Below are 15102 nucleotides of genomic sequence, written 5' to 3'. Positions count from 1 at the left end.
GCCGCACTCATTCGGACCTCGGCATATGCGCCACACAGTATTCGTGCGCTCGCTTGAGTTCCAGCCCGACCAGACGCGGCGACACCCCGAAGCGGCGCGCCACGTCTTCGTTGGACATCTCGTGCACGCGCACGGCAATGAAGATCGCGCGGCGGCGTGGCGGCAGATCCGCCAGCAGTCGTTCAAGCAGCGCGATCTCGTCGCGTGCTTCGATGGTCTGCGCCGGCCCCGGCGCCGGATCGACGAACTCTGTCATGAGGGCATCGATCTCGTCGTCGCTCATATACCGGCGCTCGCGCTGCACACGATCGAACGCCATATTCATCGCGATGCGCATGAGATACGCGCCGGAACTCTTCACGTCGCTCTGCCGGTCGGCCCGGTCGTCGAGATGGACCCAGGTGTCATGCAACGCATCGCTGGCCAGTTCGGCCGAGCCCAGACGCCAGGTCAGCTTGCGTTTGAGATCCTCGTAACGCTGCGCGAGCAGATCGCGCAGGAAGGCGCGGGGCGTGTCGACCATCTAGCGCTCCGTCGTCGCCCGACACGGCGGCGGTACACATGCGGCTTGCGCGCAATCGTTGGCACGGGAAGGCAGGAGAAGCAGCACAAACGGTCGCGCGGTATCGGCAGGCGCCCGTCCGACGTCGAGCCCTTGCAGACGTCGCGCGATGGCTGCGTCGCGATGCGTGTCGCCCGTGGTATCGAGCAAACGCACGCGTGCCACCCTCGCATTCGCGCCGACCTGAACGGTCATCGCCAGACGATACGCGCCGGGCGAAAGCGAGGGGGCGGCGCAGAGCGCGTGCCACACCGCGCTTTGCAGTTGTCCGTGATAGTCCGGCGCACGCGGCGCAGCGCCGGCATACGCGTCGTCGTTCGCGGCCACGGTGCCCGACGGCGCCAGCACGAACGCGTTCTCGGCCGTCGCCTCAGCCATCACGCCCGTGCCTTCGAGCAACGTATCGAGTGCCTCATGCGGGGCGTGAACGCCCGACACCGCGTGCGAGCGGCGGCCTTCGACCAGCGACGACGGGTAGAAGACGGACATGCGCGTGAGCGCGTCGAAGCGGGCGAGCGCGTCCTTCAATGGCAACTCCGGGATCTCAAACGACTGCGCCGGTGGCAGGGCCGTCCGGGCAAAGGCGATCGGGCCGCACGACATGCCCGCCAACAGCCACCCCGCCAGCACGCTCGCCGTCGCACGCCATGTGATCGGGCGTGAACAGGCAGTAACGGTCATTACGAGCAATAGCGGTCATGTCGGGCGATGGGCCTTTTGCATGGCCGACGGTCGCATGGCAGCCGCCGTTCCCCCGTTAGCCCACTAATCATTTGTAAGATTTCCTGATAATTCTCGTGTCTGATTGTGACGATGCTTTGACAATGCACAGGACTGCAAAGAAAAAGCGCCCGTAGTGCGCTCACGGGGTAGCAAGCGCACTACGGGCCAACCAGTCTTCTACTGGAGGTGATGCTGCCGCGCGGGGAGGTTCCCAGGCTCGAGAGGAATCGCGCTGTGGGGTATGGGTAACCCCGTGATGCGCCGCGCGGAGACGCTTCAGTTGAGCGTCATCGGTCCCTGCGTGTCTGCCGACTCGGTGCGGGCGAGCACGTCGTTCGGTGCGCCCGGGGTAAGCGCGTCGTCGTTCAGCGTTGCAGCGCCGGCCGGTTGCCCGGCGGCCTGCTGCGTGAAGTTGCGCAGATGCAGGAAGAACTGTCCCATCATCTCGACCCAGAGACGCATCGAGAAGCGAAGGAATTCGGGCGTAACGCCACCCGCCACGAAAACGTCCATTTCGAGCACGAGAAACTCCCCGTGCGCGGCCACGCGGGCGAAGCGACGCGAGCGGTGCCACTCGTTGATCAGACCGTCGGGCAGATCGCCACCCTGAATGCGCAGCGGGCAGCTCAGCGTGAGATCCAGATACTGATCGACACCGGCCTGATTGCCCCAATGCACCTGATAGCCGATGCCGTGACTGGCGCTGTGCAGTCGCGTGACGAGATCGTCCTGCTGCACGGAGACGGCACAACCGGCAGCGCGAATGGCGTCGGCCACCTGCGCGGACGTCATGAAAGTGATGACCTCGGCGGCCGACGACTCGTTCGGCTGGCCCGACGTGAGCGGTGCACCGGGTTCGGCGTCGTGGTTGCCTTGTTGCATCGTGTTTTCTTCGTTCATTGCCAGTGGTCCTCAACGTCCTGACTTGCGTTTTGCGAAATCTGCGGCGATGCGTGACTGCGTCGCGCCTCGCCGCATGTCCTTACTTCGTTACTTCATTACTTCATTACTTCGTTGCAGTCGGCGCCGACGCGTCCGCCGGGGCTGCCGACGCGGCCGGCGCATCCCCCGGTTTTGCCGATGCCGCTGCGATGGCCTGCTGCTCGTCGAACTTGCCTTCGTAGAGCTTGTCGCCGTACTGCTGCGCGATCTGCTCGTACTTCACACGGGCTTGCGTGGCGAACGGCTGACGCGCCGCGACGACCGTCGCCACGTCCATCGTCTCGTACGCCGTCAGGATTTCCTGACCGACGGCGTACAGACGATCGTTCTTCTCGCTGGCGAGTTTGAGCGCCGCACGCTGCACGTCCGTCTCCTGAGCGAGTTGCTTGCGCTGCGCGTCGGCCTGACGCGCGAGCTTGAGCAGTTCGTCATAGGCGTTGCGATACTGCGCGATCTGGGCGTTGGCCTTGTCGGCCACCGTCTTCACTTCGGAGGCGCAGGCGCGGGCATCCAGCGAGAGACGCTCACGCGCCTGACGCTCTGCCGCCAGTTGCTGCTGCGCGTCGTCCAGCGCCTTGCGCAGCGCTTCCGGCGAATCCTTCGATGCCTTGCCAGCCGCACCGGCGGGCGTCGCACCACCGGCCTTGAGTGCGGCAAGCTCGTTTTGCGCCTGCTGAAGCTGTTCGGTCGTGGCACGCAATTGCGTGCGCAGACGCTCTTCCATCGACGGCGTACCCTGGGGCGTCTGCGCCACGGCGGCCGAGCACGCGGCGAGCAGCACGGCGACCGCCGAGACCTTGACACCGGTGACCAGACGCGACGCCGCGCGAGAGGGCTGTTGGCTCATGACACCTCCTTAGAATCGCGCGTTGACTTCGATTTGCAGCGTGTCGATCGACAGCGGCGCGCCGTAGACTTCCTTCGTCGACAGCCAGCGGCCCGTGATCCATGCGTTCTTGTCGAACGCATACGAGCCGCCGAGGTAGTAGCCCTTCGCGTTCGTGCCGCCCCCGTGGAACGTCGAGTCGTTGTAAGCATCGGGCACGGCATCCGGCTCGATACGCTTGTAGCCGAACAGCACGTTCCAGTCGCCCCGGGCGGCCATGACCGGCTTGCCGAACGTTGCCTGGAACATGTACGCGTTCGGGCCGCTCTTGAAGTTCGCGCGCGTGGCGTCGCCCGCGCCGAAGTTGTTCACGATGCCGCCGTTCGAGCGCGCCCACATCTCGCCCTCGTTGTAGGCCAGGTTGCGGATGTAGTTGACGTCAAAACGCAGCGGGTAGCGACCGGCCAGCACCGTATCCCAGCGCGCCGACAGGTCGAGCAACTGGAACTTCGAGGCATAGCCCACGTATTGCGGCTGCGCCATATTGGCCGGATCGAGCGGGTTGAGCGCGATGTTACGCAGCAGCATGAGCGTGTTGCCCTTCTGCATGAACGCCGGGCGCGACCAGTCAGTGTCGCAGCTCGTCTGCCCCGAATACAGCGAGCACGGCGACGAGAGCTGACCGGTGATGTTGCGGAAGTCGAAGTAGCCGACCGTGCCGCGGAAGCTGTTCTTCGAATCGAGCTTCCAGTTCGCGCCGAACTGCGTGCCGAGCAGCCACTTGGTCTGGCTCGACATCTTGCTCTGGCTGTTGGACGGCGCGTTGTCGTTCGAGTATTCCAGCGGGATGAACCCGAGCGAGCCGAACAGCTCGACGTTCGGGTTCTGCGGCAGGGCCTTGCTGAACTGCGCGGCAATGCCGTCGAGGTTCAGATCGCTGGAGAACAGCATGTCGCTCGTGGCGAACGGCGGGGCGAAGCGACCGCCCGTGAACTTCACCCAGTCCACCGGCTGATACGACAGCCACATCTGATCGAGCCAGACGCTCTTCTTGTTCAGACCACCGCCCAGCGTGGTGTTCGTCGACACCGGGCTATCGTCGTTGCTGCTCGCCAGACGCACACCGGCCTTCACCTGCTCGGACACGTCGGCGAACAGGCCGAAACGTGCCCGCGCACGGAACTGGTTGGTGCGGTTCTGCGTAGTGTTGAGCAACGGCGGCAGCGACAGATTGGTATTCGAGTTGACGTCGAAGCCATTGCCCTTGTTGATCGTCGCCCAGTCGATCTGCGTGTTCGTGTTGCTGCTGGAGTAAAAGCGCGACTCGTTACGCAGACGGAAGTCGCCTTCGAAGTGGATGCGCTTGGTCCACTCCGGCGTCTCGTTCGGCGCAGCCCAGCCTTCGGACCTGGCCTGCGCCATCACTTCGTTCTTCACCTCATCGCGAATCTGATCGCGCGTGGTTTGCGAGATGTACGGAATGCGCACATCGCCCGGCTCGGCACCCGCTGCCGCAGCGCCCGCCCCGACGGTGGCGCCAGCAGCACCGGCGGCCGGGGCCGACCATGCCTGCTTCTGCGCCGCCATCTGTGCGGCTTGCGTAGCGGCGTAGGCTTCGGTCTGCGCCTGTGCGAGCAGCGCTTCGCCCGTGGCCTTGTCGATGGCGCCGCTCTTGATCAGGCCGCGAATGAGCTTGACCATCGCGGTGTCCTGCGACGCCGCCTGTGCCTGCGCGTGCGCCAGGCCGGTGGCGCTCAGCAGCGCGAGCGCCAGGGCGACGGCGCCCGCCGTGCCGGCCGCCCGGCGAGGGACCGCCCGGCGTGCGCCGCCGTCAGTCATACGTTCCAGTGCTTTCATTTTGTGTGTGACTTGTGCGTAAAAAGGAAGGTCTGCTTGCGCCGATCCGGGCATGCCGGCAGCGTGCGAGGTGTGGCGTGTCATGGACGGCGTCCCCGAATGCTCATCGACATCGGATAGCGCAGCGACGCAGGCGGCTTCTCCTCCGCACGGAAGTCGTGCAGCATGGCGAGCACCGCCTGATCGATGGTTGCGTTGCCCGTGCCGCGTACGAGTTGCACGCGTGTGGCACGGCCGTCGGCATCGAGCCAGAGATCGATACGAACGTCGTCGAATGCCAGCGTGCGGGTGCGCTGATCGCGACCGAACGCCTGCTGCAACGACCCCGCCAGCCACGCGCTGTACGAGCGGCTACCCAGCCCGCCGCCGCCACCGGTCATGCCGCCGCCGCTGCCCGCACCGATGCCGAAGGCGTCGGTACCGGCCTGCGCGTCGCCGTTGATCGTCACAGCGTCGCCCAGATCCTTGGTCGGACTGGGAGGCGTGTCGTCCTTGGGCGGCTCGACCGGGTCGGCGGGCTTCGGCTCGACGACCTCGGGCTTGATCTTCTCCGGCGTCGGCTCAGGCGGTTTTTCCTGTGGCGGCGGCGGAGGGGGTGGCGGCGGCAACATCAGCATCGGCGGGCTGCTGACCTCGCGGCGCGTGCTGGCGCGGTCCGTGAGCAGATGCCAGAAGAGCGCGATCAGGCCGAGCACGACGAGGCCGCCGACGATCAATCCGCCGCGACGCCGCAGCGCCGCCAGTACGGCAAGCGCCGGACGGGACGACGTCGACCGAGCCGGAGGGCGAGACGCGAAATCGCGAGGTTTCACGCTGCGCTCCTTACTGCGGTTTGCCGGTCACGAGGCCGACCTGATTGAGATCGATGCGCCGCAACAGATCGAGCACTTCCACGACCTTGGCGTACTGCACCTGCGCGTCGCCGCGCACGATCACCGGGAAGTCGGGCGTGACCGCCTTCTCCGTGCGCAAGCGATCCTCAAGCTCGTTGAGCGTCACCGGATAGGCATCGAGAAACACCTGCCCCGCGTTGTCGACGGTGATGGCCTTGGTCTTCGGTTTTTCCAGCGCCACCGAGGAACTCGCCTTCGGCAGATCGACCTTGATGCCGGGGATGCTGGCGTTGCTCGTGAGAATGAAGATCACCAGCACCACCAGCAGCACATCGACGAAAGGCGTGATGTTGACGCCGCTCGCGCGCTTCTTCGCGGCGAATCGCGTTGCATTTGCCATGGTTCGTCCCCGTCAGGCGCGTTGCAGCACAGGCTGACGACGGCCTTCGCCCTGCTCTTCCGCGAGGCGCGTCGTGAATTCGTCGACGAATACGGCCATGTCGGCAGCGAGCGCATCCGAGCGCGAGACGAGCCAGTTGTAGCCGAACAGCGCGGGAATCGCGACGCCCAGACCGGCCGCCGTACACAGCAGCGCTGCGGCCATCCCCGGGGCCACCGAGTTGATGTCCACCGCACCGGCCATGGCCGCCACGACGAACACCAGCATGATCCCGATCACGGTGCCGAACAGACCGACATACGGTGCGCCTTCGATCGAGGTGGAGAGCCAGTTCATGCGCTTGCTCATCGACTCGATCTCGCGAATCACCGTGCCGTCCATCGACGCGCGAATGGCGCTGATGGTCGCGTCGGAGACAGCGCTCGTGTCATAGCCAAGCTCGTGGCGGCGATGCAGTTCGTCGAGCGCGACTTCGTACAGACGCCACAGCGGCGATTGCTGGCGCACATCGTCAGGCACACGGTTGGTGCGCGCGATCTGATCGAGCGGCGCGCCCGACGCTTCGCGAAAATGCTCCATGAAGGCTGCATTGGCGCGCGTCTTCGCGCTGTAGCTGCGGCTCTTCGTGATCATGATGACCCACGACACCAGCGCCATCAGGCCGAGCACGATCACGACCACCCAGGCGTCGACCGGCATGGCCGAGAGGATGAAGGCGAAGTGGCTCTTGCCGGCTTGTTGCTCGTCAGGACCGAAGGCGATCAGACGCGATTCGGCGCCTTGCGCGACGGCATCCGCCTGAATCAGCGCGGCGGGGCGTGCGACCTTCGACAGACGCACTTCGTCCACAGCACCCGAGAAGCGCGCCAGACCACCGGCCACGCCCTCGGCATCGCCGCCGATGATCGTCGGCGAGTTCAGCGCGGGCAGTGCAGCGGCAACCGTGCCCGTCGCGTGACCCGCGACATATAGCGTGAGCGTCTTGCCATCGCTCGTGACAGCGAGATGCGACCACTGACCGGCCTGAATCGGCTGGCCCGGCTGACTGCGTTGCGCACCGACCTGCACGAACGGCACGCCCTGATCGACACCGATCAACAGATCGTTGCCGCCTTCGCGGCGCGTGTAGATCGCCTCGTTCGCACCGAGCTTCTCCGGACGCACCCATGCCGAGAACGTGAAGTTGCCACCGGCCGCGATCGTGAGCGACGGCGACGCGGGCAGCACGAGCGGCGATGCCCCCGCCTGAATGCCCTTGCCGATGATGGCGCCGTCGAGCGTGACGACCGGATTCTGGCTGTTGTTGCCGTAAGCCGTGGTGTCACGTGCGGGCACGTTCGACTCACCGAAGTGGTACACGGCCGTGTAGTCCGGATCGAACACGCGCTGACCGTTGCCGGCAGCGGGCGCCTTGCGGTTGCCGTAGTACATCCAGATCTGCTGCTTGTTGGCAGCCGTCACGGCGGGCACATCGACCCACACGAGCGCAATGCCCAGCACCGGATCGAATTGCTCGATCTGGTGGTTGAGCACCGTCTTGTCGTCGGCCGCGACGAAGCGCAGATCGGCACCGGTTTCGTTCACGCCTTCGAAGCTGAAGTTACCGGTGTGCAGGCGCAGCAGCATCGGCACGCGGCCGGCGTCGCCCGTGATGTTGCCGCCTTGCGGGCCGGCGTCGATGGTGATCGGCTTGCGGTACGCCCAATCCGGTTGCCACCAGGCGTGCGCGAGCACCGGCATCAGCGTGCCGATCAGCGCAAGCAGGAATGGAAGAATGCGTCGCATGGCTGTAGTTCTCCGTTTATGCGGCCTGACGCGTCGGATAAGCGCACAGGCATCAGGTCGTGAATGTTGTTTGGTGAAGTGTTGGGGCGTATGTCGCTTCTGTCGTGTCTGTCGCGTCCTGCCGCTCGGTCGGCGTGGCCTCAGTACGTTGCCGTCACGCTAAAATTCAGGCGCGGCTTGTAGCGTTCCGTACGCGGGCCGTTCGTCAGCGGATAGGCGGCGTCGAAGCGGCCCGTCACGTGCGACGTCAGACGCAGCGACGTGCCGACACCGAGCGACGCGAGCGAGAACGTCGACGTCTGCTCGGGCAACGCGTCGCGCAGGCCCAGACGCGCGCCGTCGAAGAACGCATACGCGCGCCAGTTCGACACGATCGGCGCGAGCAGCGGAATCGGCGGCGTGCGCCACTCGATCGAGCCGACCACGCCGTAATCGCCCGTGGCTTCCGCCGAGAGATAGCCGCGTACCGAATTCATGCCGCCACCTGCGATCTGCTCGTTCGAGACGAGCGGCGAGTCGGTCATCTGCGTGGCCACGCGGGCGGCCAGTTGCCAACCGCCGCCAATCGTGTAAGTGCCGTTCGCATCGGCGCGCAGCACCGTGAAGCTCGGAGACGCCTTGTAGCGCTTCGCGTCGAACTGCGCGGGGCCGCTGCCGTAGCCGAGGAAGCTCGACATACCGGTGGTGATCGACGTGTTCAGACCGGCTTGCAGGGTCTCGTTCTGATAGAAGCCGCTGTAGCCGAGGGTGATCGGCGCGTACTTGAGCGGCACCACGTCGCCGGCGGTGCCGAATCGCGTGGTTTCGGTGTTGTCCTTGAAGTCCACACCCAGGCTGAAGGCGTGATACCAGGCGCCCGTGTCGGGGACGGTGAACGTTGTCTTGAGGCCAATGGCATGGCCCTTGCCGAGCACCGTCGTGCCACCCGTCGTGGCAACGTTGCTGTCCGACTGATAGCCATTGAGTTCGAGCGACCACGGCGAGGCGCCGATGGGCGCGACATACGACCCCGACCAGACCTTGCTCTGCTTGAAGTCCTGCGGCGCGCCAAAGAAGCTCATCGACACGCGATGGCCGAGTTGCCAGAGGTTGTCGTAACCGAGCGACGCGAGCATGCGCAGCGGCTTCGTGTCGGCGCTGCGATCGTTGTTCAGACTGAAGCTGGCGCGCCAGGGGTTGGTGTCTTCGACCTTGAGATCGACGTCCATCGTGCCGGGGACTGCGCCCTGCTTGACGAGCGGCACGACCTGCTGGTCGCCGGTGCGGTTCAGGGCCGTGAGTTCGGCCTGCGCCGCGTTGAAGTCCGGCACCTTGCCTTCGGCGAGCGACGGCACGCGTTCGCGCACTTCGCGCGGCGAGTGGTACTCCGAGCCGACCACGCGCAGACGTCCGAGCCTGGTCTCGCTGACCTTCAGATAGACGATGCCGCCGGTGACCTGCTGTTCGGGCAGATCGACGTACACCGACTGGTAGCCCTTGGCCTGATAGGCGGCGAGCAGTGCGTCGCGTGCGGCTTCGATGTCGGCCAGCGTGCGGTTCGGCCCCAGATAGGGCGTGACGGCCTTCTCGATGGTGCGGACATCGAGCACGGTGTTGCCGCGCACGACGTACTCGTTGATATTGACTTGCTTCTGCGCCTCGGCAGACGTCTCTTTCCCGGTAGCGGCCGCCTTCGGATCGGCCTTCACATCGGCCTTTACATCGGCCTGATGCTCCACCTCGGCCGCATTGCCGTGCGCCGGCTCCGACGGATTCGCTTCGGTTTGCTGAGCAATCGCAACGCCATGAACGGATCCCCCCAACGTGAGCGCGCACACCGCCGCCCAGCGCCGCCACGGCCGGTTCGTTTTCATCAAACGCATATAGAAGACTCTGACTTGTTAGGTCGACGCGGCCCTGCCCGATGCAGTGCCCCCGGTGGCCTGGCTTACCGACGACTCGCCGTGCTCGCAGCGAAAGCGCTGCGCGTCTGGTATCGCCCGGCCGCACGCAATCCGTGTCGACATTTCTCTCGAATACGGATACCTAGACGTTCGGGATCGCGGGCGACTGACGTTTGTCACGAGAAATTCATCTTTCTCGAAAACCGCACGGACTGACGTATGCTTGGCCGGCGCCCGACGGTCGTCTTGACGGCTTTTTTGGTCGGAGTCCTGATGGATAACTATGGTTTTTGACGGGGAGACGTGCGATGACGAACCACCGTATCGGGCAAGTGCCGGGGAATGAGATGCGTCGCCAGACGCGCGCGACGACGTTCGCCGCTGCGTTACTGGCGATGGCATCGTCGCTCGCCATGGCGGCCGACAATGCGCCGCGCGTGGACAGTGCGACGTCGGCGTCGTCGCGTGCGGGTTGCGTGGATGTCGAGGTGAACGGCCAGCGCTCGCCGTCCTACGACTGTCTGACGAACCAGTTGCAGCCAGCCTCGGCGCCGGGCGCGGGCCGCAAACCGGGCCTCGAATCGGAAGACATCGCAAACAAGCCGGGCAATCAGATCGGCGGTCAGTTCAACTGGAGCGGGACGTCTCAGCGTATGGGAAACACGTTCGGCAACTCGGCGACGCCGCAGCGTCCCGACGCAGCGCCGCCCGCCGCACCGATCGTTCGCCCGGGACGTTGAATGAAAAACGCCATCGAAAGATCGATGGCGTTTTGGTCGAGGTATCGACGAAGGGCTACAGGCTGTCGCGCCGATGCCGGCCGATTGCGCCGTGATAAAGCGCCGGCGAGGTCATGCCGAGTTTGTGGGCCATGATGACGAGGTCCGCGAACGATCGCGCTTCCATCTTGCGCATCGCGTTACCGCGATGGATCTTCACGGTGACTTCGCTGATGCCGAGTTCGTCGGCGATATGCTTGTTCATGCGTCCCGCCGCAACCAGCGCCATGACCTCCCGCTCACGCTGGGACAGCCGCTGCGCCCGCTCGATCATGTCGGTGCTGACGCGCTCGCGCCCCAGCCGCTGACGGTCTTTCGCAAGCGCGTTACCGACGGCGTCGAGCAACACCACGTTGGGAAATGGCTTGGTGAGGAAGTCGATTGCGCCCGCCTTCATCCCCCGCACACCGGCGCTCACGTCGGCGCGACCGGTAATGAGCACGACGGGAATCGGGTCGCGCACGGCCGCGAGCGTGTCTTGCAGCGCCAGGCCGCCGCCAGGGGTGCCCAGATCGGCGTCCACCACGAGGCAACCCGGCCCAGCGCTACGCTCGCCCGCAAGGAACGACGCCGCACATGGGAACCCTCGGGCGCGCAATCCGGCGTCGATCAGCGACGTACAGAGCGTCTGGTTCTCTGCCGGGTCGTGGTCGACGACGTAGACGGTAGCAATGTCGCTGTCCGCAAGCGCGTTCATGCCTGTGCGATATAGGGAGTCGGTGAGCCAGAGTATACGTCAGTCATGTGACGTTCAATCTTCGAAAAAGCACGACCGTGCCTGCAAATTCAGCACAGGCCCCGTGTCATGCGTCGCGCGAGCCATGCCCGGCAAGGGTTTCCGGCGCTAATACGAAAAGACGATAGTGAGTGTGCGGCGAACGACATACGCTCTTCGTTTGTTGTCGGCGACGCCGAAACCGCCTCATCGAAGCCCCCGAAGCCCCCGAAGCGACCGAAGTGACCGCTGTGCCCACCATGCCTACCGTGCCCGCCACCCTCCGGAGCCACCCATGACACACCCTGACCTGATTCTGATCAACGGCAAGTTCACCACGCTCGACCGCGCCAACCCGCAGGCCGACGCCGTCGCGCTCACTGGCGGCACGTTCACCGCCGTCGGCACCCGCGAGGACGTGATGCGTCTGGCCGGCAAGGACACGCGGGTCATCGACCTGAAAGGCCGTCGCGCCATTCCGGGGCTGATCGACAGCCACATGCACATCATTCGCGGCGGCCTGAACTACAACATGGAGCTGCGCTGGGACGGCGTGCGCTCGCTGGCGGACGCGATGCGCATGCTGGGGGCACAGGTCGATCGCACACCGGCCCCGCAGTGGGTCCGCGTCGTCGGGGGCTTCACCGAGCATCAGTTCGCCGAGAAGCGTCTGCCGACCATCGACGAACTGAACGCCATTGCGCCCGATACGCCGGTGTTCATCCTGCACCTCTACGACCGCGCGATCCTCAACGGCGCCGCGTTGCGCACCGTCGGCTACACCAAAGACACGCCGAACCCGCCGGGCGGCGAGATCGTGCGCGATGCCGCGGGCAATCCGACCGGCCTGCTGCTCGCCAAGCCGAACGCGACCATTCTCTATGCCACGCTTGCCAAGGGGCCTAAGCTGCCGCCGGAGTACCAGAAGAACTCGACGCGTCATTTCATGCGCGAAGTGAACCGGCTCGGCGTGACCGGGGTCATCGACGCGGGCGGTGGTTTCCAGAACTACCCCGAGGACTACAGCATCATCGAGGAACTGCACCGCGAGGGGCAACTGACGGTGCGTCTCGCCTACAACCTCTTCACGCAAAAGCCGAAAGCCGAACTCGCGGATTTCAGCCAGTGGGTCGGGCAAGTCAGCCCCGCTCAGGGCGACGATCTCTATCGTCATAACGGCGCAGGCGAAATGCTCGTCTATTCGGCGGCGGACTTCGAAGATTTCCGCGTCGAGCGTCCCGAAATGCCGCCGTCGATGGAAAACGATCTGGAACCCGTCGTGCGACTGCTGGCGGAGAATCGCTGGCCGTGGCGTCTGCACGCGACTTATGACGAAACCATTTCCCGCGCGCTCGACGTCTACGAAAAGGTCGCGAAGGACGTGCCGTTCGACGGCCTGCACTGGTTCTTCGATCACGCCGAGACCATCAGCGACCGCAACATCGACCGTATCGCAGCGCTGGGCGGCGGCATTGCCGTGCAGCATCGCATGGCGTATCAGGGCGAGTACTTCGTGGAGCGCTACGGCGCGAAGGCGGCCGAGGCCACGCCGCCGGTGCGACGCATGCTGGAGCGCGGCGTGAAGGTCGGCGCAGGCACGGACGCCACGCGCGTCGCCTCGTACAACCCGTGGGTCTCGCTGTACTGGCTGGTGACGGGCAAGACGGTCGGCGGACTGCGCATGGCGGCGCCGGGCAGCCTGCTCGACCGCGACGAAGCCCTGCGTCTGTGGACGGAAGCGAATACGTGGTTCTCGTCCGAAGTCGGCAAGAAGGGACAGATCAAGGTCGGCCAGCTCGCGGATCTGGCGGTCCTCTCGGCGGATTACTTCAGCGTGCCGGAAGACGAGATTCAGGACATCACGTCGGTGCTCACCCTGCTTGGCGGCAAAGTCGTGTACGGCGACGGCGATTTCGGCAGTCACGCGCCGGCGTTGCCGCCTGCGATGCCGGACTGGTCCCCCACGCGTCACAGCGTGGGATACCACCCGCGCGGCGCGCAGGTGCTCAACGTCAGCGTGAATTGTGCCTGCGCGACGGCGTGCGGCGTTCATGGCCACGGACATGCGAAAGCCTGGGCATCGAACGTGCCGGCCGCTGACGAGAGCGGCTTCTGGGGTGCACTCGGCTGCTCGTGCTGGGCGTTCTGATCACGCGTGCAAATCAGAGACTCGGAGACTTGCGATGAAACTCTATCTCGTATCGCTGGCCGTGGGCGTGCTCGTCGGCATCATTTACGGCGGTCTCGGCGTGCGCTCGCCCGCGCCCCCGGCCGTCGCCCTGATCGGCCTGCTCGGCATGCTGATCGGCGAGCAGGTCGTGCCGCCAGTGAAGCGTCTGCTCGCAGGCGAGCCGGTCAATCTCGTGTGGTTCCATCGCGAGTGCGTACCGAAGATCACCGGCCTGCCGGGGCCTGTGGCGAAGGCGGAGACAGACGATCCGTTGAAGCGGTCGGATACGCCGCAAGGCTGACGACCAGGACGCTAAAAAACGAGCGGGGCTTGCATCACGTCTGCAAGCCCCGCCACGCGCCCTAGCGAAGCTGAATAATGCCGTGTTTGTAGTAGAGATCCAGCGCTGCCGCGCGATCCGCGACCGCAAAGACTTCGACCGTTTCCAGTCCCCTATCGCTCACGACCGACTTGATTGCTGCCACTCCCAACCCGCTTTTGTCTTCGAGAATGTACTGCATCCCCGTAAAGCGCCGATCTTCAGGCAAGCGGTGAATATTTTTAGCGAGAGTCGCCAGCAGCGTCTGAAGATCCTCGCCGCCGAAGAATACGGTGCCCCCCTCCGTCAGGAACCTGCCCCACCCATCCGGTTCCCCCTGCGAATCGATGGCCTCACCCCATGCCTTGACGAACGTCTCCACAAGGTCGCCGTCGGTAAGCACTGGTGTCACGGACAGACTGCGTGCTCCCCGCACCCCCTGGTTCGCTATCGTTGCCATACCGGCCCCGGCCGACTGCGCGATATCGTGCTCGCGCAGCAAAGCCGTTACGCTGCCCCTGTCCGTCTCGGGAAACTGTGAAATACCGATCTTGGTCCAGGCTTTTCGCATCACGCCGACGCCACCGTCCTGCATCAGAATCGACCGGAAAGCGGCCAGTTTGTCGTGGTCGGGGAGATCAACGATTCTTTGCGCGAATTGGTCCAGCACCACATCTCTGATCTGTGGCCGAATCGGTATCATCCGCGCGTCAATGAAGGCTTCGTAGAACAGCCGGCCTGATTCGTCGCCGTCGGCGATCGCACTTTGCCACTGCGGCACGGCTTTGTCGAAAACGTTGGCAGGCTTGACGCCAGCATTGGCCGCACAGACGACCCCGGCACGCACTTGGTGCCCATCAGACGGCGGGGTTTGGGCAATACGGTCGCGCGTAAGCGCCTCGCCGACAGTCAATGTCCCGGCTTGAGGTTGCCGAATTTCGATCGTCATTTGACTGAAACCCGTGGCTATTCCGGCACCCTGCGCCCCGTGCATCTGCGCAGCGCGATGGAGATCCTGCGCCATCTCCGGTGGTGGCCGATCATCGGAGAGATTGTCGGCTGGCGACGGCAATCCCGCTATCGGTGCGGTCGATGCGTTGGCATTCGTGGAAATCATGAGCGTTCTCCATCAGTTGGGGGGAGAACTCACTTTGGCACCGATGAAGCACACCACTTTGCGATACCGTCACTCGCCTTCGGTTCTTGTGATGTTCGCAAACGAAAGCGAGCGTTCGCCCACCGGAATACGTGTGCAAACGCTCGCCTTGACATGCATTGCGAGATGACGGACGCCTCACGCCCCCGCCC

14 protein-coding genes are annotated in these 15102 nt (G+C 64.9%); 3 read left to right on the top strand and 11 right to left on the bottom strand.

Features of this window, described 5'->3' with window-relative positions; translation table 11 throughout:
* Nucleotides 1-7: 7 nt before the first annotated feature.
* The 9 genes from C5N93_RS01165 to C5N93_RS01125 all read right to left on the bottom strand — a co-directional run bounded on the left by C5N93_RS01165 (nt 8) and on the right by C5N93_RS01125 (nt 9790).
* Nucleotides 8-523 (bottom strand): RNA polymerase sigma factor, encoded by a 516-nt coding sequence (locus tag C5N93_RS01165; RefSeq protein WP_242557985.1) that lies wholly within the window; start codon nt 521-523, stop codon nt 8-10.
* Nucleotides 524-1243 (bottom strand): STN domain-containing protein, encoded by a 720-nt coding sequence (locus tag C5N93_RS01160; protein WP_242557984.1) that lies wholly within the window; start codon nt 1241-1243, stop codon nt 524-526. It abuts the gene before it with no gap.
* A 318-nt stretch (nt 1244-1561) separates the two neighbouring features.
* Complete coding sequence (locus C5N93_RS01155; protein WP_242557983.1) at nt 1562-2185, bottom strand: YbjN domain-containing protein; 624 nt, start codon at nt 2183-2185, stop codon at nt 1562-1564.
* A 106-nt stretch (nt 2186-2291) separates the two neighbouring features.
* On the bottom strand, nt 2292-3074 hold the full coding sequence (locus C5N93_RS01150) for a hypothetical protein (RefSeq protein WP_242557982.1): 783 nt from the start codon (nt 3072-3074) through the stop codon (nt 2292-2294).
* Between the two features lie 9 nt (nt 3075-3083).
* Nucleotides 3084-4910 (bottom strand): putative porin, encoded by a 1827-nt coding sequence (locus C5N93_RS01145; RefSeq protein ID WP_242557981.1) that lies wholly within the window; start codon nt 4908-4910, stop codon nt 3084-3086.
* Nucleotides 4911-4990: 80 nt separating this feature from the next.
* Entirely contained in the window at nt 4991-5722 is a 732-nt protein-coding gene (locus tag C5N93_RS01140) for an energy transducer TonB (protein WP_242557980.1), read from the bottom strand.
* A gap of 10 nt (nt 5723-5732) precedes the next feature.
* Nucleotides 5733-6143: a biopolymer transporter ExbD gene (locus C5N93_RS01135; protein ID WP_150723343.1), complete on the bottom strand. Its 411-nt coding sequence runs from the start codon at nt 6141-6143 to the stop codon at nt 5733-5735.
* Nucleotides 6144-6155: 12 nt separating this feature from the next.
* Nucleotides 6156-7928: a MotA/TolQ/ExbB proton channel family protein gene (locus C5N93_RS01130; protein ID WP_242557979.1), complete on the bottom strand. Its 1773-nt coding sequence runs from the start codon at nt 7926-7928 to the stop codon at nt 6156-6158.
* A gap of 140 nt (nt 7929-8068) precedes the next feature.
* On the bottom strand, nt 8069-9790 hold the full coding sequence (locus tag C5N93_RS01125; protein WP_242557978.1) for a ShlB/FhaC/HecB family hemolysin secretion/activation protein: 1722 nt from the start codon (nt 9788-9790) through the stop codon (nt 8069-8071).
* 329 nt (nt 9791-10119) lie between these two features.
* Here C5N93_RS01125 and C5N93_RS01120 point away from each other — a divergent pair, with 329 nt between their 5' ends.
* Entirely contained in the window at nt 10120-10551 is a 432-nt protein-coding gene (locus tag C5N93_RS01120) for a hypothetical protein (RefSeq protein ID WP_242557977.1), read from the top strand.
* 55 nt (nt 10552-10606) lie between these two features.
* On the opposite strand, the gene C5N93_RS01115 is transcribed toward C5N93_RS01120, so the two are convergent.
* Complete coding sequence (locus C5N93_RS01115) at nt 10607-11287, bottom strand: LuxR C-terminal-related transcriptional regulator (RefSeq protein WP_242557976.1); 681 nt, start codon at nt 11285-11287, stop codon at nt 10607-10609.
* Between the two features lie 313 nt (nt 11288-11600).
* Here C5N93_RS01115 and C5N93_RS01110 point away from each other — a divergent pair, with 313 nt between their 5' ends.
* Both C5N93_RS01110 and C5N93_RS01105 read left to right on the top strand, forming a co-directional pair.
* A complete protein-coding gene (locus C5N93_RS01110) occupies nt 11601-13454 on the top strand; it encodes an amidohydrolase (RefSeq protein WP_242557975.1) in 1854 nt (617 codons plus the stop codon).
* Between the two features lie 34 nt (nt 13455-13488).
* Nucleotides 13489-13776: a XapX domain-containing protein gene (locus C5N93_RS01105; RefSeq protein WP_242557974.1), complete on the top strand. Its 288-nt coding sequence runs from the start codon at nt 13489-13491 to the stop codon at nt 13774-13776.
* Between the two features lie 61 nt (nt 13777-13837).
* Here C5N93_RS01105 and C5N93_RS01100 read toward each other — a convergent pair whose 3' ends face one another.
* Nucleotides 13838-14911 (bottom strand): hypothetical protein, encoded by a 1074-nt coding sequence (locus C5N93_RS01100; protein ID WP_242557973.1) that lies wholly within the window; start codon nt 14909-14911, stop codon nt 13838-13840.
* Between the last annotated feature and the right edge of the window lie 191 nt (nt 14912-15102).

This window comes from Pandoraea sp. LA3, assembly GCF_022696215.1.
Taxonomy (GTDB): Bacteria; Pseudomonadota; Gammaproteobacteria; order Burkholderiales; family Burkholderiaceae; genus Pandoraea; species Pandoraea capi.
The sequence above is the reverse complement of the archived record's forward strand: the minus strand, read 5'-3'. Positions and strand labels throughout refer to the sequence as shown.